A 21,823-nucleotide genomic window follows, 5' to 3' on the forward strand; every position below is an offset into this window, starting at 1 on the left:
TGTGGTACCTGCCGCCTGCATTTTTTTCGCAGGCGGGCCGCAGGCGTCAGCCGACGCCTGGCCTTCCCTGCGCCCTCCGACCTTTCAGAGGGCAACTGTTGCAGCAGAACTCGGGCATGATGTGCCGCGGGACAGCGAACGTGTGTCTCGGTCGGCCTGGGAACAAGTTTGGGATGCGAGATGCCCCCGACGTCATTGCGAGGAGCCCACCGGGTCTCGCCTCCGGCGAGCCCGATGGCAGGCTCCGGCGACGAAGCAATCCAGAATCTTGCCGCGAAAGGTCTGGATTGCTTTGCCTGTCATCCGGCCGCGCATTCGCGCGGCCCCGGTGGCTCGCAATGATGTAAGGCCCCTCAAGTCGGATTACCCGTGCACGACCGATTTGGCGATCATGCAGTGAATGCCCTTGGAGCCGTTGACGGTCTGCGTCACCCGCAGGTCGGCGGCGAGACTGCAGAGCGTATAGGCGTCCTCGCGCGACAGGTTGCGCTTTTCCCCGAGCAGCACGATCATGTCGCGCAACGCGCGCACCACGCATTGGTCGAGATCGGGGTCCATGGCCATCGTCATGTAATGGGTGGCGGTCTCGGCGCGGGGGTAGTCGAGCTTGAGATCCTTGCGCACGGTCAGGCGGAAGCGGCCTTGCAGCGCGGTCTCGATCGCGGTGACGCAGACCTCGCCATCGCCCTGGGCGCCGTGGCCGTCGCCGCAGGAGAACAGCGCGCCGGGCACGAACACCGGCAGATAGAGCTTGGCGCCGGCGCCGAGTTCTTTGTTATCCAGATTGCCGCCCATCGCGCGCGGGATCAGCGAGGTGATGCGGCCCCAGGCCGGCGGCGGCGCCACGCCCATCACGCCGAAGAAGGGCGCCAGCGGCAGTTCGAGGCCCCAGGGCAGTTTCCCGACCATCCGTGCCTTGTCCAAGGGGATATTGAGCAGCCGGCTCTCGTGGAAATCATCGGGCAGGGTGCCGGCGAGCGGGCGAATGAAGTTGTAGCCCCAATCCTGCCGCAGCTGCACATCGAGGATGTCGACTTCCAGCACGTCCCCGACCTCGGCCCCCTTGACCGCGATCGGACCGGTCAGGATATGGCCGGGCACCATCCGCTCGCTTCTGGCGTGAACATCGAGCAACTCCGGCGGGACGTGAAACTTGGTTCTGTCCGGCAGGACATCGGGCCCGCCGCTGATGCTGTCGATCGTCACCTCGTCGCCGCTCTCGATCGCGAGCACCGGCTTCAGCTTGGCTTCGAAGAAGCCCCAGTGACAGGTTTCGGGGCTTGCGTGCAGATGATGGTGAGTCATGACGGTCTGGCGCCTCCGGTATCCGGCTCGGAAAAGATGTGCCCTCGATCCATAGCAAATCGCAGCCGCCCTGCAGATAGGCGGATACGCAAGGCACGGCTGTCGTGTAAGAGGTCGGGAGCGCCGATTCAGGGCGGCGCGCGCGGAGTCCCGAATGTTCTTTGTCTTGTCGAAAACGCTCGGCACGATGCTGCTGCCGACCAATTTCCTGATCGAGCTGGGTGTCATCGCAGCGGTTCTCCTGGCGACGCGCTGGGCGAGATGGGGCCGCAGGCTCTTCGTCCTCGTGATCGTGCTGCTCGCGGTCTGCGCCTTCTCGCCGCTCGGCAACTACCTTTTGTATCCGCTGGAGAGCCGCTTTCCGAAATGGGACGCGAGCAAAGGGGCTCCGGACGGCATCGTCGTGCTCGGCGGTCCGGTCGATGCCGACATGTCCGTGATCCACAACACGCCGATTACGCGCTCGGCGGCAGATCGTCTTATCGCCGCGGCAGCGCTGGCGCGCCGCTATCCCAACGCACGGGTTCTGTTCACGGGCGGCAGCGCCAATCTGATCTCCAACGATGCGAAGGAGGGCGACTTCGCCTCGGACATTCTGACCAGCCTTGGCGTAGCCAAAGATCGCCTGATCATCGAGCGGCTGTCGCGCAACACCTACGAGAACGCGATCTTCTCCAAGCAGCTGGTGGCGCCGAAGCCCGGCGAGCGCTGGCTGCTCGTCACCTCGGCCTATCACATGCCGCGCTCGGTCGGACTGTTTCGCAAGGCCGGCTTTCCGGTCGAGCCTTACCCGGTCGACTGGCGCGTCGGCCATTGGGCCGATCTGTTCAGCTTCGAGAACGTCGCACTGGTCGGATTGGGACGCACCGATGCCGCGGTACGCGAATGGCTGGGACTTCTGGCCTATCGGCTGCGCGATCGCACCGACCAGCTGCTGCCGGGGCCGGACAGTCGCTAGCCTGGCGAAGCCTGCGAGCTTGTGAGGCGGGGGCTGGCCTCGTGGCACGCGACGGTCTAACACACGCTCGCTGGACAGAGCCAAAAAGCGGGCCATCGATGCCCAAGCGAGGGAGTGATTGCCATGCCACAGGCGAGCGCGCAGGACGGACTGGATGTGGCCGGCATGGCCGCCGACCTCAACGCGCTGTTGCGGCTGAAGACGACGGTGATCGGCATCAAGATGTTCACCCGCGTCGATGAGATGGAAGCGGTCGAGAAGATCCGTCGTCCGAACGCGGTGCATACGACCGACCAGATCGTCAGCATGGCCTCGCGCCTCGGCTGGACGGTCGGCGTCACCGGCGATGATCTCGTCGGCGCGCAGTGCCGCGCCGTGATCGGGCTTGGTCCGCAGGACGAGGCCTGGCTTGCCGGTACCAATTATGTCGGGGTGTGGCACGGCACCGCCGAGGACGCCCGCAAGCGCCAGGAGGCGCTGGACGTGGTTCCGTTCGGCCGCTATCAGGCCATGGCGGTGAGTCCGCTGGCCAGCGGACGCCTCAATCCGCCCGACATCTGCCTGGTTTACGCGACACCCGGTCAGATGATCATCCTGATCAACGGCCTGCAATATACGGGCTACAAGAAGTTCGAATGGGGCGTGGTCGGCGAGACCGCCTGCGCGGATTCGTGGGGGCGGGCGCTGAAGACCGGCGAGCCAAGCCTGTCGCTGCCGTGCTTTGCCGAGCGGCGGTATGGCGGCGTGCCGGACGAGGAGATGTTGATGGCGTTGAAGCCTTCTGATCTTGGCAAGGCGATCGCCGGGATGAAGCAGCTCGCCAGGAACGGCCTGCGCTATCCGATCGCGCCTTACGGGATCCAGAACGATGTCCGCGCCGGCATGAGCGTGTCGTATGGGAAGAAATGAAATTTTGAAGTTGCCGTCATTGCGAGGAGCCGAAGGCGACGAAGCAATCCAGAATCTTTGCGTGATACTGGATTGCTTCGCTGCGCTCGCAATGACGGATGTAGCAAGGATCTGAGAATGAGTGCTTCATCCAAGTTCGACATCGTCGTCTACGGCGCGACCGGGTTCACCGGCCAGCTCGTCGCCGAATATCTGGCTTCGCATTATCGCGGCGACAAAGCGCTGACATGGGCGATGGCCGGCCGCAGCCGCGACAAGCTGGCGTCGGTGCGCGATGCGATCGGCGCGCCTGCCGACACGCCGCTGATCGTGGCCGACTCGAGCGATCCCTCGTCCATTCGTGCGATGGTCGATCGGGCAAAGCTCGTGCTGACCACGGTCGGTCCCTATCAGCTCTATGGCGCCGATGTGCTTGCGGCTTGCGTTGCATCGGGCACTGACTATGCCGATCTCTGCGGCGAGCCGCTGTGGATGCATCAGATGATCGGGCAGCATCAGGCGGAGGCGGAAAAGACCGGCGCGCGCATCCTCTTCTCCTGCGGCTTCGACTCGGTGCCGTTCGAGCTCGGCGTTTTCTTCGTGCAGGAGCAGGCGAGGAAAGTGCTGGGCGCGCCGGCGGCGCGGGTCAAGGGACGTATCCGCGGAATGAGCGGCTCGCTCTCGGGCGGCACGGCGGCCAGCGCCAAGGCGACAGCCGCCGCGCTGACCAGTGATTTGAGCCTGGTTGCGATCATGAAGGATCCGTTCGCGCTGACGCCGGGCTTCAAGGGACCGAAGCAGCCGCCGGGCAACAGGCCGCTCTACGAAGAGGACTTCCAGTCCTGGGCGGCGCCGTTTGCGATGGCGCTGGTCAACACGCGCAACGTCCATCGCTCCAACATGCTGATGGGCTTTCCCTACGGTCAGGACTTCATCTACGACGAGATGGTGCTTACCGGAGACGGTGAGCAGGGCCAGGCCAACGCGAAGCTGGTGATGGCGGCGAATGCCGAGAAGACCGGCCCTAACGCGCCAAAGGTGGGCGAGGGGCCCTCGAAGGAGAAGCGCGACAATGGGTATTTCGACCTGCTCTACGTCGCGGTTGCTCCCGACGGGCGACGCGTTCGCGCGGGCGTGAAGGGCAAGGGCGATCCCGGCTACGGCTTGACGGCGAAGATGATCTCCGAATGCGCGCTTTGTCTGCTGCGCGACGCGCCGGAAGTGAAAGGCGGCTTCTGGACCCCGGGTGCGGCGATGGGCGACCGCTTGATCAAGCGGCTGGTCGAGAACGCCGGATTGACGTTCGAGGCCGAAGGCTGATGGGCGCTTAGAGGTCGCGAGGGACGACGATCACCGATCGTTCCTCGCGCTTGTAGGGTTGTGCCGCGACGAACATCCCCCACATCGTGCCCAGCATCATGAAGAAGTGCCGCCAATGGTCGGTGTCGATGATGAAGCTCTCGCCGACGATGCCGACGAAGGCGGCGAAGATCGCGATATAGGTGCGCTGCCAGGGGACGCGGATGAAGATGTGGCGGAAGCCGAGGATCACGGTGGTGAAGACCAGGGTCGGATAGCAGATGCCTGACAGCCAGCCGCCGGACATGAAGGCATTCAGATAGGAGTTATGGGTGTCTTCGGGAAAGTAGCGGTGGAACTGCAGCGGGCCGATGCCGAACGGCAGGTCGAGCGCCATCGCCGCGCCCAGGATGTGCCGGCCGAAGCGGCCGAAGCGGCCTTCGTCATAGCTCTGGTCGAAGCTCGCCCTTTGCCGGAACATCTCCGCGATGGAATCGAACGACAACAGCACCGCGATCAGCAGCGCGACGGCGAGCACAGCGGCGATGGTCGTGACGATGACGCGCGAGCGTTCGCCGCGCGACCGGCTGGTGAGAACCATCAGGCTGAGCATGAAGGCCGCGGTCAGGATCAGGCCGCCCCAGGCGGCACGCGAGAATGCCAGCAGGATCGCAAGCGCGATCACCCCGAGCACAAGGATGCCGCGCAGCGCCTTGGCCAGATGTGCGGTCACAACGTTCTGCAGGGCAAACAGCGCCGGCAAGATCAGATACGCGCCGAGCACGTTCGGGTCTTTGAAGGTGCCGCGCGCGCGACCGTAAAGCGTCAGGAGATCGTAGCCGCCGGGCACGAGGTGGAAGTAGCCGGCCACGCCCGCGAGCGCGGCGATGAGACCGCCGACCAGGAGGCCGCGGCGCAACATGTCGAGACGGGCTGCGGTGTCGTCGGCGCTGACCAGCGCGAAGAAGACCACCGTCACCGCCATGTACCAGGAGGTCGCGATCCACGTCGCGACCGTGGAGTCACCAAGCAGCGGGATCGCGCTGATCGTGTAGCCGAGATTGAGCAGGAACAAGAGCAGCAGCAACGGCACGAGGACCAGTCTGAGCCGGACGCCGGTCGCGATGAAGACGGAGGCCGAAGCCAGCGTCACGAGCTCATAGGGGCTGGGCTCGATGAAGACGATCGCGCTGGAGGCTCCGACCATCCAGATCAGCGCGCGTTGCAACGCGACGATGCCCGGAGGGGCTATCGGCCGCGACGCGAACTCTCCGGCTGTCGCCGCATACGCCATCACACACTCGCAACTCGGCCTCGGAGGTCGGGCTGGACGACGCGCCGCCCGGCTCGGACCCGAGGTTCAATACGCGTTCTCGTTCTTGGTCATCAGCGCGATCGGCGTCTTCAACAGGATGTACATGTCGAACAAGACCGACCAGTTCTCGATGTAATAGAGGTCGAACTCGACGCGCTTCTGGATCTTTTCTTCGTTGTCGATCTCGCCGCGCCAGCCGTTGATCTGCGCCCAGCCGGTGATGCCCGGTTTGACGCGGTGCCGCGCGAAATAGCCGTCGACGGCCTCGTCGAACAGGCGGTTCTGCAGCTTGCCCAGGACTGCGTGCGGGCGCGGTCCCACCAGCGACAGATTGCCCTTGAAGACGACGTTGAACAGCTGCGGCAGCTCGTCCAGGCTCGTCCTGCGGATGAAGCGGCCGACGCGGGTCACGCGCGGATCGTTCTTGGTCACGACCTTCGATGCCGTCAGATCGGCATGGTGATGATAGAGCGAGCGGAATTTGAAGACGTCGATCCGCTCGTTGTTGAAGCCGAAACGCTTTTGCCGAAACAGCACGGGGCCGGGACTATCCAGCTTGATCGCGAGCGCCACGAGAGCCATGATCGGCAAGGCGAGCAGCAGGATCAGACTCCCGACCAGGCGGTCGAACAGCCATTTCATCACGAGGTCCCAATCGGTGATCGGCGCCTCGAACATGTCGAGCGTCGGCACTTCGCCGAGATAGGAGTAGGAGCGCGGGCGGAAGCGCAGCTTGTTGGTGTGCGCCGAGAGGCGAATGTCGACGGGGAGTACCCACAGCTTCTTCAGCATGTCCAGGATGCGGGTTTCGGCCGAGATCGGCAGCGCGAACAGCACGAGGTCGACGCGGGTGCGGCGCGCAAACTCCAGGATGTCGTCGACTTTGCCGAGCTTGGCAACGCCGGCGCAGGTCTCGAGCGCGCGGCTGTCGTTGCGATCATCGAACACGCCGAGAATTTCGATGTCGGAATCCTCTTGGGTCTCCAGAGCGCGAACGAGTTGTTCGCCGTTCTGATCGGCGCCGACGATCACGGTGCGCCGGTCGAGCCGGCCTTCGCGCGCCCAGCCGCGGATCAGGCTGCGCAGAAAGACACGGGTAGCGATCAGCGTGCCGAGACCAGTGAAGAAGAACGCGCCGAGCCACAGGCGCGAAAGCTCATTGCCGACCTTGGCGAAGAAGGAGATGCCGATGAAGAGCAGAAACACGAAAGAATAAGACGAGATCATCCGCGTCATCTGACTCACCTGGCCTCGGAAGACCTGGATTTGATAGATGTCTGCGGCCTGGAAGCAGACCACCATGGTTGCGGCTACGCCGAGGATCGCTCCCAGATATTCCCAATGAAAGCCGCTCAGCGGGATCACGTAGCCGACATAGATCGCACTGCCGACAAGGCTGAGCAGAAGAAAGTCGGCGATGCGGACGACGCCAGCGATGACGATCGGCGAATAGGCGCGGCGGACTTTTTGGTTAGCGACCGCAAGGGCCGCAGGCGACAGGCGGCGCCGGCGCTCGACGGCTGGGGTGCCGACTGAGGAGGTGGCCGCCGCCGCCGCTGCAGCGTCCAACATCGAGCGTGCGTTGATGGGTTCCACAGTCGTACAAGCCCGTAAAGCGCTTTTGGTGATGTAATGCGCCGAGAACGCATAGGGAAAATCCCCATGCGCCGGATTAGGCGGCAATTCGGAAGAAACTGTTAGCGATGGTAAATGGTGTCAGGTCTTGGTAAATGCTTCGCGGTATCCTGCCAGCACGCCTTCGACCATGGCGTTCTGGGAGAAATGCTGGAAAATCCGCTCGCGCAATGCCTGGGCGCGATTTCGGAGCACATCCGGATTCTCCAGCGCGGTCTCGATCGCATCCGCCAGCGCGCCGGCGCTGTTCGGCGCAAATAGAGCATCGCCATACGGCCCGAAAATCTCCGGGATACCGCCGACCTTGGCGGCGATCATCGGAATTCCCGCGGCACCCGCCTCGATCACCACATAAGGCATCGAGTCGCCGCGCGATGGAACGACGAGAAGCCGTCCTTGCGCGAAACCATGGCGAGCTTGGACATGACCGATGAAGCGCACCGCGTGCGTGAGTGCAAATCTTTCGACCTGCGCCTTGAGTCGCTCCATCTCCTCGCCGTCCCCGGCGAGTGTCAGCGTCAACGGCTTACCATCGGCATGCAAGCGGGCGAGTGCGTCGACGAGAACGTCGGCGCCTTTGATGGCTCTGAACTCGCCGACATAGACGATGTCGGTCGCATCTGCGGCCCTGCTGACGGGATCAAACTCTCCGGCAGTCACGCCGTTGAACACGCATCGCACGAGGCCCTTCGGCGTCCCGATCGTGCGTTGATAAGTGTCCCGCGCGAAGGCGCTTTCGAACAGGAAAAGCTCGGTTCGGTTCATCAGCGCGCGTTCGAGGCGGGCGTAAAAGGCGCCTTTCGTCGTACTGAGCGGGTAATGCAGCGAGCCACCATGCGGCGTGTAGACCCGGATGGTTCCGGGGCGGCGTGCAAGCATGCGGAGAAAGGCGCCGGCTTTGGCGCCGTGGCCATGCAGCACCTCGGGGTTCAATTGTCGGACCAAACGCGCGAACCTGGCGAAGGCGATGGCGTCGGTCAGTCGCGGCTCACGTTGGATCGCGATGCGGTGGACTCCGAGCTTCAGTCGCGGTGCGATCTCGGCCAAGGCTTTGTCGGCGCGCTCGCCGCCCGTCAGGCTGTCTGCAATGATGCCGACCTCGTGACCGCGATCGATCTGGCCGTTGGCGAGGTCCAGAATGTGACGGAAGATGCCGCCGACCGGCGCACGAACGGCGTGCAGAATACGAAATCGTCGTTCGGACACAGTCATCGTCACACGTGGTTCGATGCCCCGCATCCGGCCGAGCACGTGCAACTGCGCAGACGTGGCAGTTGGCACAAAAGGAAAGCGCGGGCGCGTTTCATTGCGGCGATCATCGGAGAAGTCCAGATTGCGATAAGGCTTGTGTGGTTAACGAAGTGTGATGAGCCAATGCAGAAACTGTCTGGAGACGAAGACGCTGGATCGGCGTGGGCTAACGATGTCATCGCAGGACGTACCTCTCACATGCAGCGTGTCGCCTCCAGATTAACCCGGTGGCAACCTTAATAGAGTGTAATTCTACCATGTAGAGTAGCAATGTGGCGTTGGCTTCGCGGGAGTGAGCGATGCGTTTGGCGTTTTGGCGTGCCGGCAGGGAGAAGGCGAAGGTCGCCGCAACCCGGGCCGCCGAGGAGATCGTGCAGTCTGCGCCTGTATCGGCTGCAGCGGAGGCGGCCTTGCCGGCCGGAGATCTCGATCTGCGGCTGCTCGGCCGCGCCCTGTCGCGCAAGCGTCTCTTCATCATCCTTCCAACACTGTCGGCATTGGCTCTCTCGATCTTCGGCGTCAACCTTGTTACGCCGCGCTACAAATCCGAATCGAGAATATTGATCGACGGTCGTGAAAACGTGTTTTTGCGTCCGAACAGCGAGCGCAGCGAAGAACGGACCGCGCTCGACCCCGAAGCCGTGACCAGTCAGGTTCAGCTCGTGCTGTCGCGCGATCTTGCGCGCGACATCATCAAGAAAAACAAGCTTGCCGATTTGCCGGAATTCGATTCGGTGCTGCGCGGCGTGTCGCCGTTGAAGTCCCTGGCGGCAATGATCGGTCTCGTGCGCGACCCGCTTTCCATGACACCGGAAGAGCGGGTGATGGATGCCTATTACGAGCGGTTGACGGTTTATGCCGTCGACAAGTCGCGTGTCATCGTCATCGAGTTTCAATCGCAGGATCCTGAGCTCGCGGTCCGCGTCGCCAACTCGATCGCCGACGGTTACCTGACGCTGCAGCAAAATGCGCGGCAGAATCAGGCCAAAACGGCGAGCCAATGGCTCGCCGGCGAGATTGACACCCTGCGCAAGAAAGTCGAGGAGGCTGAGGCGCGGGTCGAGGCATTCCGCTCCAAATCGAGCCTGTTCGTCGGCACCAACAACACCACGCTCTCCAACCAACAGATGGGCGAGATTACCACTCAACTGAACAATGCCCGAGCGCTGAAATCGGATGCCGAAACCAAGGCGCGGTTGATCCGTGAAATGCTGCAGAGCGGACAGCCGATCGAGGCGTCGGAGGTCTTGAACTCCGAGCTGGTGCGGCGCCTGTCCGAACAACGGGTGACATTGCGCGCGCAGCTTGCGGAACAGTCTTCGACCCTGCTCGACAACCACCCGCGCATCAAGGAGTTGAAGGCCCAACTCGCCGATCTCGACCGCCAGATCCGGGACGAGGCTGGCAAGGTCTCGCGTTCCCTGGATAACGACGCGCGGATCGCCAGCGGCCGCGTGGATTCGCTGACCGCGAGCCTTGATCAGCTCAAGAAACAAGCCACGTCGAGCAACGGCCAGGATGTTCAATTGCGGGCGCTGGAGCGGGAAGCCAAGGCGCAACGCGATCTCCTGGAATCGTATCTTGCGAAATACCGCGAGGCGAACACGCGCGAGAGCATCGACACCGCGCCGGCAGAGGGGCGGATCATTTCGCAGGCGATCGTCTCCAACACGCCGGCCTATCCCAAGAAGCTGCCGATCGTCCTGATTGCGACCCTTGCGACCTTGATGCTGACCTCCGGCCTGGTGATCACCGGCGAATTGCTGCGCATCACCATGCCGTCCGCTTTGGCTCCCGCCGCACCAGTTGTGCAGACTGCCGTCATTGCGCGGATCGAGCCGGTGCTGCCATCGACGGCGCCCGCAGCGCCGGTCGCGGTGCCGCAGGTCGCCCCGGCACCTTCGGCTGCACCTGTATTGACGGTCGCGGCTGCGCCAACAGATGCGTCCGGGCCCATCGAATCCGCACCCGTCCTCACCGAGGTCGAGCAGATCGCCGCCGACCTGCTCGGCGCAGCTGACGGCGCCTGCAGGATCACCGTGCTCGGCACGGCCGGAGGCGAAGCGATCACCGCCAGCGCACTGGCGCTCGCCCGCGCGCTGGCGCGGCAGAGCCGGGTGGTGCTCATCGATCTCGCCGGCCCCTCCCAGGCTCTCGCAGCCGCTTCCGTCGATCCTGCCGCGCCCGGCTTGATCGAGCTGATGCGGGGCGAGGCGTCGTTTTCCAGCATCATCACCAAGGATCGGCTGTCCAAACTCCACCTCGTTCTCGCCGGACGTCCCGGTGGCGACCGCACCGAGCTGCAATCGCCGCGCCTGACGCTCGCGATCGATGCCTTGCAACGGGTCTACGCCCATGTGCTTCTCGACGCGGGCAACGCCGCCGACCTTCCGGCCGAACTGCTCACGACCGGCGCGCACGCCGTCGTCGTGCCGGATGCTAAAATAGCGGCGGGCGCCCGCACCCAGATGTGCAAACAACTGCGTGCGGTCGGTTTCGGCGCGGTGACGATGCTGCAGAAGCCGGTCGAGACTTCCAAGGCTGCCGACCAAGGTCATCGCGGCGTGGCCGCCTGACGATCTCCGTGCCTGGCTAATGCCAGGCTCCGCGGAGCCGTCGCGCGAGCGCGAATAGCGTCGGATTGTGTTTGACGAGATGCTTGCCGCGGTGAAGCGCCGCCAGCGCCGAAGCGGCGAGCTGGCCGCGCCCGCTCAGCGGAACGAAGCTGTCGAAGATCGGCTCGTCGTCCTTGCAGAACATCCGTTTATAATCGTCGGCGCCGATACCGAGATCGAGTCCGCGACAGCCGCGTGCCGAATGATGATCGATGATGTGTCGCATCAGGATCAAGCCGGGACTCCAGCGTGCATGTTCTGACAGCGTGTAGGTGTTGAACATCATCGAGAAGCGCTGGTCGTCTGCTACCCCCGCAAACAGTGCGATGATCTCCTCGTCACACTCCAGCGCATGGATCTCGATGGCGCGACGGCCCGACGCAAGCCGCGTCATGCAGGCCTCGCGCACAAAGGCTGCGACGCCGGGCTCGGCAAACACGTTCGGTAGCTTCTGCTCCGCCATCCGGATCGGCTTCACCCTGAAGAACCAGTCGAGCAGGCGGGCGATCTCGGCATCGGTGTTGGCAATCCGATAGCGATAGCCGGGCAGCGCCTGCAGCTTTTTTTCCTTGGCTTTCAGCTTGCGGCGGAACGAGTTCGAGACGAGCGCGGTGGGATCGGTCCCGACCGGCATCGCCAGCACGGGGCAGTCATTGACAGATCGCTGGTGCGGCAGGAGCGCGAGGGGATTGGCCTGCTCGCCCCAGCGCGCAGGCTGCTGGGTCAGCGCCAGCACGTCGGCGAGGCCTCGCGCTCGGAGGCCTTTTAGCAGATCGTCGAGATCGGCAGCAGTCGCCGATGCAGCGAAGCCGCGGTCCCACAGGGCCATGTTGAAGGTGGTGTGCTTGCCGCCCATGAAGCATGCGATGCGCAGGCCGCAAATCTGTCTCAATGCCAACGGCAACAGCAGGAGCGGCCGCTGCTCCGCATCCATGGCGACGACGATGAACGGGGCCGCGTTATCCTGCGCGGCGGCGTGGCGCTGCCAGGGCTTGAGAAAATCGAAACGCTGATAGGGAGTGGACAGACCGGAGGCTTCCAGCGCGCGCCAAGCCGGCTCGGCGGCGGCGAAGTCGGACAGAACGTCGACGCGCGCGATGCCTGACGCCAGCGGCTGCGCGGGCGCCCGCGCCGCCCGGCTGTCGATCAGGGCCGCCATGGTCATCGCAAAACCTGTGTGGTCGGGAATTTTGCTGCTTGCGCGTCGGCCGAGCTTTGCAAAGAAGTATCAACAAAAGGTAATGACAACCGCTGTGCTCCCTGGAGAGCATGATGTGACCCGTCATCGGGCCGAGTGATCGCAAAAGGTCGTCTTGCCAAAATTAAACGCTTTCGACACGGTCGCGCCGCTTTCAATCCCGATCAGGTGGGCCTGGAGAATTTTGATTCAAGTGGCCGCATGATGAGGGGCTTGGGGATTTGTCGTCGGACAATGCGTGGCTGACCAGCCTCAAGCTCGAACTGGCCTATTTTTCCGGCCGCACCGTGTGGGCGTCGAGCGCGGCCGGCGGTGCCGGCGTGATCCTGCGCTTCGAGCGGGTGAGGCCGCAGCGCCGCGATGCCTTTCAGCCGCTGAAGGCGCAGGAGATCACGCCTGATGTCCTCGATCGCATCATCCGGGCAATCAAACGCTGGGGCTATGACATCGTCTCCATCGACGAAGCCTGCGAACGCGCGGTGCGGCTGGCCGCGCCGCGGCGTTTTGCCTGCCTCACCTTCGATGGCGCGTCCAAGGACGTGATCACCCACGGCTATCCGGTGCTGACGCGCCACGGGATGCCGTTCGCGGTCTATGTGCCGAGCGCGTTCCCGGATGGGCTGGGCGAGGCGTGGTGGCTCGGACTGGAGGCCGTGATCGCCCGCGAGGCGCGGATCAGCCTGGTCATCGATGGACGGGAGCAGCGCTTTACCGTCTTCAAATCGGCCGAGAAATACGAGCTGTTCGCCTATCTCGCTGCCTGGCTGCGCGGCTTGTCGCCCGCAGAGCTCTCGGCCGCGATCCGGGATCTCTGCACACGCCATGCGGTCGATCTCGCCGCGCTGTCGCGCGCGGCGGCGATGGATTGGGCCGATATCGCCAGGCTTGCAGCGGATCCCAAGGTGACGATCGGCAGCGCCACCGTGCATTATCCGATGCTGTCCAACATGAAGGATGCCGACGCGCAGCGCGAGATCACGATGGGCAAGGCGGTGCTGGAGACGGCGTTGCGGCGTCCGGTCAGACACCTTGCATTCCCATTCGGCGATCCCTCGACGTTCCGCCGTGCGCACGTCGTCATGGCCGAACAGGCGGGCTTCGTCAGCGCCGTCTCGACGATCCCCGGCGTGGTGCAGACGGAAGGGCGCACCAACCTGCACGCGTTGCCGCGGATCGCCTGGGACGGCCGCTCGCGCTCGTTGCGGGCGCTGCGCGTGCTGATGTCGGGGGCGACCTTTCCGCCGACGGCGCCGACGCCCCATGCCAGGATCGGGATGGATTAGCCGCGCGGCTCCGGATCGGGACGCAGCATCCAGCTCACGATCGGCATCGCCGGCAGCACCCAGCCCATCCCGACCACGATGTAATAGATCCATTGCAGCATGCCGGAGTTGGCGATCACCGGGAACTGCGCGACCACCATGCCCATCATCGACCAGACGAAGGCGAGCAGCAAAAGCGCGATCGCGCCGAAGAATTTGCGGGTGCGGAGGGTCATGACGCGATTGTAAAGGAGGCCGGGACGGGCGCGGCTTGCGCACGTTCTTCGCGAGATTATAAGGGCTTGTCAGCCCCGGTTCAATCGAGCGTTCAGCATCCATGGCCAGTGTTCCCCGCACGCAAGATCTCGCCGCGATCCGCCTCTGGCTGCTGGTCGTGGCCGGCCTGATCGCGCTGATGGTGCTGGTCGGCGGCGCCACGCGGCTGACGGAGTCCGGGCTGTCGATCGTGGAATGGAAGCCGGTCACCGGCACCTTGCCGCCGCTCTCGGAGCAGGCCTGGGCCGATGCGTTCGAGGGCTACAAGGCCATTCCGCAGTACCGCCAGATGAACGACGGCATGACGCTGTCGCAGTTCAAGACCATCTTCTGGTGGGAGTGGAGCCACCGGCTGCTCGGCCGCGTCATCGGCATGGTCTATCTGCTGCCGTTCCTGTGGTTTCTGTGGCGCGGCGCCGTCAGCGGTCCGCTCGGTCGGCGGCTGTGGATCATCTTCGGCCTCGGTGCGCTGCAGGGCGCGGTCGGCTGGTGGATGGTCGCCTCGGGCCTGGTCGACCGCACGGAGGTGTCGCAGGTGCGGCTGGCCACTCATCTGTCGCTGGCGCTGTTGATCTATGCGGCCATCGTCTGGACCTTGCGCCGGCTGCGGCCGCGCGCGGAGATCGAGGCGCCGGCGCGGCTGCGCTGGACTGCGAGGCTGATCGTCGTCGTTACCTTCGTGCAGCTCTATTTCGGCGCGCTGGTCGCGGGCCTGCGTGCGGGCCGCATCTACAATACCTGGCCGCTGATCGACGGCAGCTTCATTCCCGATGGCCGTGCGCTGTGGTTCGAGAGTCCGTGGTGGCGCAATCTGTTCGACAACAGCCTCACCGTGCAGTTCGAGCATCGCATGACGGCCTATGCGCTGCTGCTCCTCGCTGGCTTTTATGCCTTCGACGTGATGCGCGCGGGGGCGGGGCGCGAGGCGGTGCGCGGCGCGCACCGGCTGCTCGCGGCCATTCTCGTGCAGGCCGTGCTCGGCATCTCGACGCTGCTGTTGGTGGTGCCGATCCATCTTGCGCTGACGCATCAGGCTGTCGCCATCGTGGTGCTGACCCTGGCCGTGCTGCAGGCCGAGCGCATGTCGCCGCGACGGGTGCTGGTTGCAGTGCCTGACGGGGCCGTGACGGTTGGGCAGGCCGGGTAGAGCGAAGCGTGCGCCGCTATCTCCGCCGTCGTCGTCCGGCTCGACCGGACGACCCAATATTCCAGAGACAGGAGTGATTCCTCGATAGGCCGCGGTGTACTGGATCAGATCCCCGCCTTCGCGGGGATGACGATCGATTGTGATGAGACGTCATTGCCCTCTCGAAGACGAGCATCTGTGTTCCCGCGACGCTTCGCGCCCGAGCTCTGCCGGTCGTTCGTCCCCCGAAACGATCGAGGGCGCAGGGAAGGCCGGATGCCTGGCCGGCACCCATGGCCCGCGTGCAAAAGAAAAAGCACGCGGCGGTCACCACAGGTACGGCCGAAAACACCCGGCCTTCCCTGCGCGATGGGTTAGCGGCTTATACGCGATCTTCCCGGGGATCGGCTCTTTTGCCCCCGTCATCTGCGCGACGCACAAGCGTCGTCGCAAACTTAGCGCCAGCACCGAGGCGCCAGAACCACGCGATTTCACCGTCCGCGACGCGCCGCTCGTCCGCGCAAACCAGGTTCGCGCACAGCCCGCCACGTCCACCGCATTCCTGTCCCACGCAACTGACGATCCGGATGCGCCCCTCGAGTGAACAAGAACAAAAGGCGAACATAAGCTGATTTGCGGAGGCGGGCAAATGGTGCGGTTAGAAATTGCCTGCGGCAAGTTGACCCGACGGGCAGAGCTGGTCGCATTCGATGTCGCCGCCATCTTCGGCGGTTCGGCAATGCGTTCAGGAATGCACGGACCTCAGTTCAGAGTTGGACGCCGAAGCGGGCGAGAATCCAGGCGGTGATAAGGTAAAGGACAAAGGTCAGAATGCAGCCCGCAGCGAGTGCGGGCCAGAAGTCGACGCCGCTGCGCAATAACGCTGGTATCATCAGGAACATTGGCAGCGAGGGCAGCACGTACCAGAGTGTGGTTTCCAGTTGCGAGGCGATCCGGATTTTGTCGCCTGTGTCACGCCACAACCAGATGACGGCCAGAATGGAGATCAGCGGGAGCGACGCCACCAGCGCGCCAAAGGCTGCGCTACGTCTGGCGACTTCGGAGACGACGGCAATGATCAATCCTGAAAGCGCCGCCTTAAGCACGAAGTACAGCATCGGACATTCCTCGAGCATCCGCCCGCCGCGCAGCTCTAACCCTGCATCCGGCAGTCGCGGATGTCTATCTTACGAGTTCCGACAACGCCTATGATTCAGCGGAACGCCAGCGATGCTGCAATCCATCCCGAGATCCGGGACGCAGTCCGGTCGCACTGACCATCAATTCATCTGCTCAAATCGGCTTGAGCGGATATCGGATCGAGGATTCCCCAACTCGGCCGGCTTTCGGACTGACTGCCAATGCGAGCCGGTCGCGTTAGCTTGCTCAGCAATATCCGTACACGCCGCAGGCGTAAGGCAGGCGCCAGATGTAGCTCGGATAGCCTCCGCCGCCGTAATAGGGGCCCTGGTAATCGTAGTCGAAGGCGCGGCCGTAATAGCCGGGCAGTTCCTGGCGGCCGAGCAGGATCGGCGTCGAGGGCCACATCGGCGAGATCAGGGATTCGTCTTGGACGACCACCGCGGGAGGAGGCGAGGGCGGTAGCGCCTTCACCACGCGACGGGCCTTGTAGTGCACGTTCGGCAGGTCGGCGGCGAGCGTCGCGCCATTGGCGGCGATCGCTGCCAGGAGCGACAGGATGATGGTCGTGCGCATCGGATCTCTCGCGCGGTTGAATCTCGCTGGCGCGGAGGATGGGCTGGGTATGGTTAACGGAAGGTGACCGGGGCTCCAATGGTTTTCGTCATGCGCGGGCTTGGCCCGCGCATCCACGTCTTTTGGGGGGCCGCAAAGACGTGGATGGCCGGGACAAGCCCGGCCATGACGACGATGGGCGTCTATGCCCGAGCCAGATCACCTCATACGAGCTGGCCAAGGTAGCATTGCTGCTGCGGGGAGCAGTGAGCGGCATCTCTGCGGTCGTCGAACCAAGTCTCAGGCGCCCAGCGCCTGTTCGAGGTCGGCGATCAGATCCTCCTTGTCCTCGATGCCGATCGAGAGTCGCACGATGTCCGGGCCGGCGCCGGCCCGGATCTTGGCGGCGTCGTCGAGCTGGCTGTGCGTGGTCGAGGCCGGGTGAATCACCAGCGAACGGGTGTCGCCGACATTGGCCAGATGCGAGAACAGTTTCAGGTTCGACACCAGTTTCACGCCGGCGTCGTAGCCGCCCTTGAGCGAGAAGGTGAAGACTGCGCCGGCGCCTTTCGGGCAGTATTTGCGCGCCAGCGTGTGGCCCTTGTCCTCCGGCAGGCCGGCATAGCTCACCGACGCCACCGCGGGATGGCGGCTCAGATATTCGGCGACCGCTTTGGCATTGTCGCAATGCTTCTGCATGCGCAGCGGCAAGGTCTCGATGCCGGTCAGGATCATGAAGGCATTGAACGGCGACAGCGCCGGCCCGAGATCGCGCAGGCCGAGCACGCGGCAGGCGATCGCGAAAGCGAAATTGCCGAACGTCTCCTGGATCTTGATGCCGTGATATTCGGGCCGCGGCTCCGTCAGCATCGGATATTTGTCGCCGCTCGCGGCCCAATCGAAGGTGCCGGCATCGACGATGACGCCGCCGATCGAGTTGCCATGTCCCCCCAAGAATTTGGTCAGCGAATGCACGACGATGTCGGCGCCGTGATCGATCGGGCGAATGAGGTAGGGCGTCGCCAGCGTGTTGTCGACGATCAGCGGCACCCCTGCGCTGCGGGCGACCTGCGCGATCGCCTCGATGTCGGTGACGGTGCCGCCGGGATTGGCGAGCGACTCGATGAAGATGGCCTTGGTGCGCGGGCTGACCGCGGCCTCGAAGCTCTTGATGTCGTCGGTATCGGCCCACACCACGTTCCAGCCGAAGCTCTTGAACGAATGGGTGAACTGGTTGATCGAGCCGCCATAAAGTTTTCGCGCGGCGATGAATTCGTCGCCGGGCCGCAGCAGCTGGTGCAGCGCGACCACCTGCGCGGCGTGGCCAGAAGCCACCGCGAGCGCGGCGGTGCCGCCTTCGAGCGCGGCCACGCGCTCCTCCAGCACCGCGTTGGTCGGGTTGCCGATGCGCGTATAGATGTTGCCGAAGGCCTGCAGCCCGAACAGCGAGGCGGCGTGATCGGCGTCATTGAAGACGAATGAGGTGGTCTGGTAGATCGGCGTTGCGCGCGCGCCCGTGGTCGGGTCGGGCTGGGCGCCGGCATGAATGGCGAGGGTGGAAAATCCCGGAGTACGGTCGGTCATTCTGTTTCCTCGATGTTGATCCGCCTACAGCTGGCGCTGGCGCGCACATGACGGAGGATTGCACGGGACACGCGACGACAGCGCGATGGAGGTCCGCTCCCGCATTCTCCTTGGGAGGACATTTGCCTCGGCTGATGGTGGCGTCAAGGCAGCTGGTGACAATCGGCCAGATTTGAAATGCGTTGCTGTGTCGCGCCATGCGGGCGACAGGTTCTTTCACGAAACGGATCAGGAGGGTTCGTTCCTGTTTTTGGCGGCGCGGTCGGAGGCCGAGGTCGCAGCGCCCCCGAGACTGGTGCGATCGAGTGACAATCGCATGCCCTGGGTCGGGATCGGCGCGCGTTTGGAACTGATGGTGCGGGAGTTGACGCCCATCCAGGATATCTCGGACGACAGCCGGCCATATTCGATCTTGGGGCAGCGGTTCATCACGACCTTGAGGCCTGCGGCTTCCGCCTTCGCCGCCGCGGCATCGTCGCGGGCGCCGAGCTGCATCCAGACCACCTTCGGCAGCGGCGAGAGTTTGAGCGCCTCGTCGACCACCGGCATGATGTGCGCCGAGCTCCGGAAGATGTCGACCATGTCGATCGGGCGGCCGATGTCGGACAGCGAAGCGACGAACGGGCGGCCCATCAGGCTCTTGCCGATGTGACCGGGATTCACCGGGATCATGTCGTAGCCGCGCTGCGCCAGATATTTGAACGCGAAGAAGCTCGGCCGCACCTCGGACGGCGAGGCGCCGACCATTGCGATCACCTTCACGCCGTTGAGAATGCCGCGGATGTAGTCGTCGGGGTAGCTGTCGTGATTCATGATTTATGAGTCTGTTCGTTGTCGTCATTCCGGGGCGCCCGAAGGGCGAACCCGGAATCTAGAGCTGAGGTCAACAATCGCGAGATTCCGGGTTCGACGCCGACGCGTCGCCCCGGAATGACGGCGGTGGGGAGGCAAGAGATCACTCATCCCGCCATGTCGGGGGCCGCTTCTCGATGAAGGCGCCGATGCCTTCCTCGGCGTCGCGGGCCAGCATGTTCTCGGTCATCACTTCGGCCGCATAGCGATAGGCGTCGGCAAGGCTCATCTCGGCCTGGCGATAGAACGCCTCCTTGCCGAGCTTGACGGTGTAGGCGGATTTGCGGGCGACCTGCTGGGCCAGCGCAATCGCGGCATCGCGTTCGGTTCCCGCCGGCACCACGCGGTTGATTAGCCCGATCTCGCGGGCGCGCGCGGCCGGCACCGGCTCGCCGGTCAGCAGCATCTCCATGGCCTGCTTGCGCGAGACGTTGCGCGACAGCGCCACCATCGGAGTCGAGCAGAACAGCCCGATATCGACGCCGGGCGTCGCGAACGACGCGGCTTCGGAGGCCACGGCGAGATCGCAGCTCGCGACCAGCTGGCAGCCGGCCGCGGTGGCGATGCCCTGCACGGCGGCCACCATCGGCTTCGGCAGCTGCACGATCGTCTGCATCATCGCGCTGCACGCGGTCATCAGCTTGGCGAAATAGGCGCGGCCACGGTCGGGGCCGGTGCGATGCGCCGTGATCTCTTTGAGGTCATGCCCGGCGCAGAAGGCCGGGCCGTTGGCGGCAATCACCACCGCACGCACCGCCTTGTCGGCGGCGATCTCCGCGAGCGCCCCATGCAGATGCGCGATCATGGCTTCCGACAGGCTGTTGCGCTGGGCCGGACGATTCAGAGTCAGCACGGCGACCGGGCCCGCCATCTCGCGCAACAGGATCGCGTCGGATGTGGCGGGCCGAGCGGTGGCATCGCGGGCAGCTCGAGCAGGCATCGGAAATTCCCGTGGTGTCAGTCGGAGGCTAATGTAACAGAATGCCAATCGACAGAGCAGGGGGGCGCATGGCGGAAGCGAAGATGAGCGTTGCGGAACTGGAGGCGTTCCTGCACGCGGAATTCCCGCAGGCCTTCACGCAAGGTGGCGATATCACCATCGAGCATGCCGACGGCAAGAGCTGCCGTCTGCGCCAGCGCTTCCACGACAGAATGTTGCGGCCCGGCGGCACGGTGTCGGGGCCGACGCTGATGGCGCTGGCCGATTTCGCGATGTACGTGGTGCTGTTGTCGGCGATCGGCCCGGTCGGACTTGCGGTCACCACCAACCTCAACATCAACTTTCTGCGCAAGGGCGCGCCGGGGCAGGACGTGCTGGCGGAGGCCAAGCTGCTGAAGCTCGGCAAGCGGCTCGCGGTCGGCGAGGTGACGCTGCTGTCGGGCGGCGAGCCCGATCCGATCGCCCACGTGACGGCGACCTATTCCATTCCGAACATGTGAGGTTTTTGCAGGTAATATTACACCATATTTATAAGTCATTGTTTTATCTAAGATAAATTTCGCGTTTGGACGTTGACGCGAATGCCCCGCTTCTCTAGAACCTCCGGCCAAGTCAGCGCGGTTCCTTCGCGCCGCAAACTCCCTGTCACGGATAGCTCTCATGAAAACCTTTTCGGCAAAGCCGGCCGAGGTCCAGAAGAAGTGGGTCGTGATCGACGCCAAGGGTCTGGTGGTCGGCCGTCTCGCCACGCTGGTCGCGATGCGGCTGCGCGGCAAGCACCTCCCGACCTATACGCCCCACGTCGATTGCGGCGACAACGTCATCATCGTCAACGCCGCGCATGCCGTGCTCACCGGCCGCAAGCGCGAGCAGAAGGTCTATCACAAGCACACCGGCTATGTCGGTCATGTGAAGACCCACACCGCGCGCCAGATCCTCGAAGGCCGTTTCCCCGAGCGCGTGCTCGAGAAGGCGATCGAGCGCATGATCCCGCGCGGGCCGCTCGGCCGCGTGCAGATGGGCAATTTGCGTGTCTATGGCGGCCCCGATCATCCGCACGAGGCGCAGAACCCCGAGAAGGTCGACGTCGCCAAGATGAACCGCAAGAACATGAGGGCCGCATAAGATGGCCGAAAGCATCCAGTCTCTCGATCAGCTCTCGCAGCTGAAGACCTCGGTCGGTGCCACCACCGGGGAAGCGCCGAAATATGAGAAGAAGGTCGACAAGTTCGGCCGCGCCTATGCCACCGGCAAGCGCAAGGACGCGGTCGCCCGCGTCTGGATCAAGCCGGGCTCCGGCAAGGTCACCGTCAACACCCGCGACATCGAGATCTACTTCGCCCGTCCGGTGTTGCGCATGATGATCCAGCAGCCGCTGGTCGCTGCCGCTCGTGCCGGCCAGTATGACGTGATCTGCACGGTCGCCGGCGGCGGTCTCTCCGGCCAGGCCGGTGCGGTCCGTCACGGCCTCTCCAAGGCTTTGACCAATTTCGAGCCGGAGCTGCGCAGCGTGCTCAAGAAGGGCGGCTTCCTGACCCGCGACTCCCGCGTGGTCGAGCGCAAGAAGTACGGCAAGGCCAAGGCCCGCCGCTCCTTCCAGTTCTCGAAGCGCTGATCTGCCGGT

At 64.2% G+C, this 21,823-nt stretch carries 20 protein-coding genes; 9 read left to right on the forward strand and 11 right to left on the reverse strand.

What is annotated here, in order from left to right:
• Positions 1-363 precede the first annotated feature (363 nt).
• Positions 364-1,305 (reverse strand): acetamidase/formamidase family protein, encoded by a 942-nt coding sequence (locus QXZ85_RS31610; RefSeq protein WP_315703408.1) that lies wholly within the window; start codon positions 1,303-1,305, stop codon positions 364-366.
• A 154-nt stretch (positions 1,306-1,459) separates the two neighbouring features.
• Here QXZ85_RS31610 and QXZ85_RS31615 point away from each other — a divergent pair, with 154 nt between their 5' ends.
• The 3 genes from QXZ85_RS31615 (at position 1,460) to QXZ85_RS31625 (ending at position 4,471) form a co-directional block, all read left to right on the forward strand.
• On the forward strand, positions 1,460-2,263 hold the full coding sequence (locus QXZ85_RS31615) for a YdcF family protein (RefSeq protein WP_315769154.1): 804 nt from the start codon (positions 1,460-1,462) through the stop codon (positions 2,261-2,263).
• Positions 2,264-2,386: 123 nt separating this feature from the next.
• Positions 2,387-3,172, forward strand: a complete 786-nt coding sequence (locus QXZ85_RS31620) for a DUF169 domain-containing protein (protein WP_315769156.1) — start codon at positions 2,387-2,389, stop codon at positions 3,170-3,172.
• A 117-nt stretch (positions 3,173-3,289) separates the two neighbouring features.
• Positions 3,290-4,471, forward strand: a complete 1,182-nt coding sequence (locus tag QXZ85_RS31625; RefSeq protein WP_315703411.1) for a saccharopine dehydrogenase family protein — start codon at positions 3,290-3,292, stop codon at positions 4,469-4,471.
• Between the two features lie 7 nt (positions 4,472-4,478).
• Here QXZ85_RS31625 and QXZ85_RS31630 read toward each other — a convergent pair whose 3' ends face one another.
• The 3 genes from QXZ85_RS31630 to QXZ85_RS31640 all read right to left on the reverse strand — a co-directional run bounded on the left by QXZ85_RS31630 (position 4,479) and on the right by QXZ85_RS31640 (position 8,612).
• The gene (locus tag QXZ85_RS31630; RefSeq protein WP_316175557.1) at positions 4,479-5,744 is read right to left on the reverse strand and encodes an O-antigen ligase family protein; all 1,266 of its coding nucleotides are present in this window, start codon (positions 5,742-5,744) and stop codon (positions 4,479-4,481) included.
• A gap of 66 nt (positions 5,745-5,810) precedes the next feature.
• On the reverse strand, positions 5,811-7,337 hold the full coding sequence (locus QXZ85_RS31635; RefSeq protein WP_315703413.1) for an undecaprenyl-phosphate glucose phosphotransferase: 1,527 nt from the start codon (positions 7,335-7,337) through the stop codon (positions 5,811-5,813).
• Between the two features lie 144 nt (positions 7,338-7,481).
• Positions 7,482-8,612: a glycosyltransferase gene (locus QXZ85_RS31640; RefSeq protein WP_315704257.1), complete on the reverse strand. Its 1,131-nt coding sequence runs from the start codon at positions 8,610-8,612 to the stop codon at positions 7,482-7,484.
• A gap of 338 nt (positions 8,613-8,950) precedes the next feature.
• Between QXZ85_RS31640 and QXZ85_RS31645 the strand changes: the two genes are divergently transcribed.
• Positions 8,951-11,227: a lipopolysaccharide biosynthesis protein gene (locus QXZ85_RS31645; RefSeq protein WP_316175555.1), complete on the forward strand. Its 2,277-nt coding sequence runs from the start codon at positions 8,951-8,953 to the stop codon at positions 11,225-11,227.
• A 16-nt stretch (positions 11,228-11,243) separates the two neighbouring features.
• Here the strand turns inward: QXZ85_RS31645 and QXZ85_RS31650 are convergent, their stop codons facing one another.
• Complete coding sequence (locus QXZ85_RS31650; RefSeq protein WP_315730192.1) at positions 11,244-12,431, reverse strand: GNAT family N-acetyltransferase; 1,188 nt, start codon at positions 12,429-12,431, stop codon at positions 11,244-11,246.
• A 254-nt stretch (positions 12,432-12,685) separates the two neighbouring features.
• Between QXZ85_RS31650 and QXZ85_RS31655 the strand changes: the two genes are divergently transcribed.
• Complete coding sequence (locus QXZ85_RS31655) at positions 12,686-13,747, forward strand: polysaccharide deacetylase family protein (RefSeq protein WP_315806603.1); 1,062 nt, start codon at positions 12,686-12,688, stop codon at positions 13,745-13,747.
• Here the strand turns inward: QXZ85_RS31655 and QXZ85_RS31660 are convergent.
• Positions 13,744-13,962 carry a DUF2842 domain-containing protein gene (locus QXZ85_RS31660; protein WP_315703417.1) on the reverse strand — a complete coding sequence of 73 codons (219 nt, stop codon included), beginning with the start codon at positions 13,960-13,962 and terminating at the stop codon, positions 13,744-13,746. The two genes, QXZ85_RS31655 and QXZ85_RS31660, sit on opposite strands and share 4 nt — an antisense overlap.
• A gap of 101 nt (positions 13,963-14,063) precedes the next feature.
• On the opposite strand from QXZ85_RS31660, the gene QXZ85_RS31665 reads away from it, so the two are divergent.
• Entirely contained in the window at positions 14,064-15,149 is a 1,086-nt protein-coding gene (locus QXZ85_RS31665) for a COX15/CtaA family protein (RefSeq protein ID WP_316175552.1), read from the forward strand.
• Between the two features lie 746 nt (positions 15,150-15,895).
• Here the strand turns inward: QXZ85_RS31665 and QXZ85_RS31670 are convergent.
• The 5 genes from QXZ85_RS31670 to QXZ85_RS31690 form a co-directional block, all read right to left on the reverse strand.
• Positions 15,896-16,246 (reverse strand): DUF3147 family protein, encoded by a 351-nt coding sequence (locus QXZ85_RS31670; RefSeq protein ID WP_315703419.1) that lies wholly within the window; start codon positions 16,244-16,246, stop codon positions 15,896-15,898.
• A 268-nt stretch (positions 16,247-16,514) separates the two neighbouring features.
• The gene (locus QXZ85_RS31675) at positions 16,515-16,844 is read right to left on the reverse strand and encodes a hypothetical protein (RefSeq protein WP_316175551.1); all 330 of its coding nucleotides are present in this window, start codon (positions 16,842-16,844) and stop codon (positions 16,515-16,517) included.
• Positions 16,845-17,123: 279 nt separating this feature from the next.
• Positions 17,124-18,407, reverse strand: a complete 1,284-nt coding sequence (locus tag QXZ85_RS31680; protein WP_315766244.1) for an O-acetylhomoserine aminocarboxypropyltransferase — start codon at positions 18,405-18,407, stop codon at positions 17,124-17,126.
• 228 nt (positions 18,408-18,635) lie between these two features.
• On the reverse strand, positions 18,636-19,220 hold the full coding sequence (locus QXZ85_RS31685; protein WP_316175548.1) for a CoA-binding protein: 585 nt from the start codon (positions 19,218-19,220) through the stop codon (positions 18,636-18,638).
• A 142-nt stretch (positions 19,221-19,362) separates the two neighbouring features.
• A complete protein-coding gene (locus QXZ85_RS31690; RefSeq protein ID WP_316175546.1) occupies positions 19,363-20,199 on the reverse strand; it encodes an enoyl-CoA hydratase in 837 nt (278 codons plus the stop codon).
• A 68-nt stretch (positions 20,200-20,267) separates the two neighbouring features.
• Here QXZ85_RS31690 and QXZ85_RS31695 point away from each other — a divergent pair, with 68 nt between their 5' ends.
• The 3 genes from QXZ85_RS31695 to rpsI all read left to right on the forward strand — a co-directional run bounded on the left by QXZ85_RS31695 (position 20,268) and on the right by rpsI (position 21,814).
• On the forward strand, positions 20,268-20,699 hold the full coding sequence (locus QXZ85_RS31695; protein WP_316175544.1) for a PaaI family thioesterase: 432 nt from the start codon (positions 20,268-20,270) through the stop codon (positions 20,697-20,699).
• Positions 20,700-20,859: 160 nt separating this feature from the next.
• A complete protein-coding gene (rplM, locus tag QXZ85_RS31700; protein WP_315703425.1) occupies positions 20,860-21,324 on the forward strand; it encodes a 50S ribosomal protein L13 in 465 nt (154 codons plus the stop codon).
• Position 21,325: 1 nt separating this feature from the next.
• On the forward strand, positions 21,326-21,814 hold the full coding sequence (gene rpsI, locus QXZ85_RS31705) for a 30S ribosomal protein S9 (RefSeq protein WP_315703426.1): 489 nt from the start codon (positions 21,326-21,328) through the stop codon (positions 21,812-21,814).
• Positions 21,815-21,823: the final 9 nt, after the last annotated feature.

The organism is Bradyrhizobium sp. SZCCHNGR1005 (assembly GCF_032489995.1).
GTDB lineage: Bacteria > Pseudomonadota > Alphaproteobacteria > Rhizobiales > Xanthobacteraceae > Bradyrhizobium.

Coding starts and splice junctions, on each gene's coding strand:
- QXZ85_RS31625 (WP_315703411.1), top strand. CDS start 3,290: ATGAGTGCTTCATCCAAGTTCGACATCGTCGTCTACGGCGCGACCGGG.
- QXZ85_RS31690 (WP_316175546.1), bottom strand. CDS start 20,199: ATGCCTGCTCGAGCTGCCCGCGATGCCACCGCTCGGCCCGCCACATCC.
- QXZ85_RS31630 (WP_316175557.1), bottom strand. CDS start 5,744: ATGGCGTATGCGGCGACAGCCGGAGAGTTCGCGTCGCGGCCGATAGCC.
- QXZ85_RS31640 (WP_315704257.1), bottom strand. CDS start 8,612: ATGACTGTGTCCGAACGACGATTTCGTATTCTGCACGCCGTTCGTGCG.
- QXZ85_RS31695 (WP_316175544.1), top strand. CDS start 20,268: ATGGCGGAAGCGAAGATGAGCGTTGCGGAACTGGAGGCGTTCCTGCAC.
- QXZ85_RS31615 (WP_315769154.1), top strand. CDS start 1,460: ATGTTCTTTGTCTTGTCGAAAACGCTCGGCACGATGCTGCTGCCGACC.
- QXZ85_RS31675 (WP_316175551.1), bottom strand. CDS start 16,844: ATGCGCACGACCATCATCCTGTCGCTCCTGGCAGCGATCGCCGCCAAT.
- QXZ85_RS31685 (WP_316175548.1), bottom strand. CDS start 19,220: ATGAATCACGACAGCTACCCCGACGACTACATCCGCGGCATTCTCAAC.
- QXZ85_RS31665 (WP_316175552.1), top strand. CDS start 14,064: ATGGCCAGTGTTCCCCGCACGCAAGATCTCGCCGCGATCCGCCTCTGG.
- rplM (WP_315703425.1), top strand. CDS start 20,860: ATGAAAACCTTTTCGGCAAAGCCGGCCGAGGTCCAGAAGAAGTGGGTC.
- rpsI (WP_315703426.1), top strand. CDS start 21,326: ATGGCCGAAAGCATCCAGTCTCTCGATCAGCTCTCGCAGCTGAAGACC.
- QXZ85_RS31635 (WP_315703413.1), bottom strand. CDS start 7,337: ATGTTGGACGCTGCAGCGGCGGCGGCGGCCACCTCCTCAGTCGGCACC.
- QXZ85_RS31680 (WP_315766244.1), bottom strand. CDS start 18,407: ATGACCGACCGTACTCCGGGATTTTCCACCCTCGCCATTCATGCCGGC.
- QXZ85_RS31610 (WP_315703408.1), bottom strand. CDS start 1,305: ATGACTCACCATCATCTGCACGCAAGCCCCGAAACCTGTCACTGGGGC.
- QXZ85_RS31650 (WP_315730192.1), bottom strand. CDS start 12,431: ATGACCATGGCGGCCCTGATCGACAGCCGGGCGGCGCGGGCGCCCGCG.
- QXZ85_RS31660 (WP_315703417.1), bottom strand. CDS start 13,962: ATGACCCTCCGCACCCGCAAATTCTTCGGCGCGATCGCGCTTTTGCTG.
- QXZ85_RS31620 (WP_315769156.1), top strand. CDS start 2,387: ATGCCACAGGCGAGCGCGCAGGACGGACTGGATGTGGCCGGCATGGCC.
- QXZ85_RS31645 (WP_316175555.1), top strand. CDS start 8,951: ATGCGTTTGGCGTTTTGGCGTGCCGGCAGGGAGAAGGCGAAGGTCGCC.
- QXZ85_RS31670 (WP_315703419.1), bottom strand. CDS start 16,246: ATGCTGTACTTCGTGCTTAAGGCGGCGCTTTCAGGATTGATCATTGCC.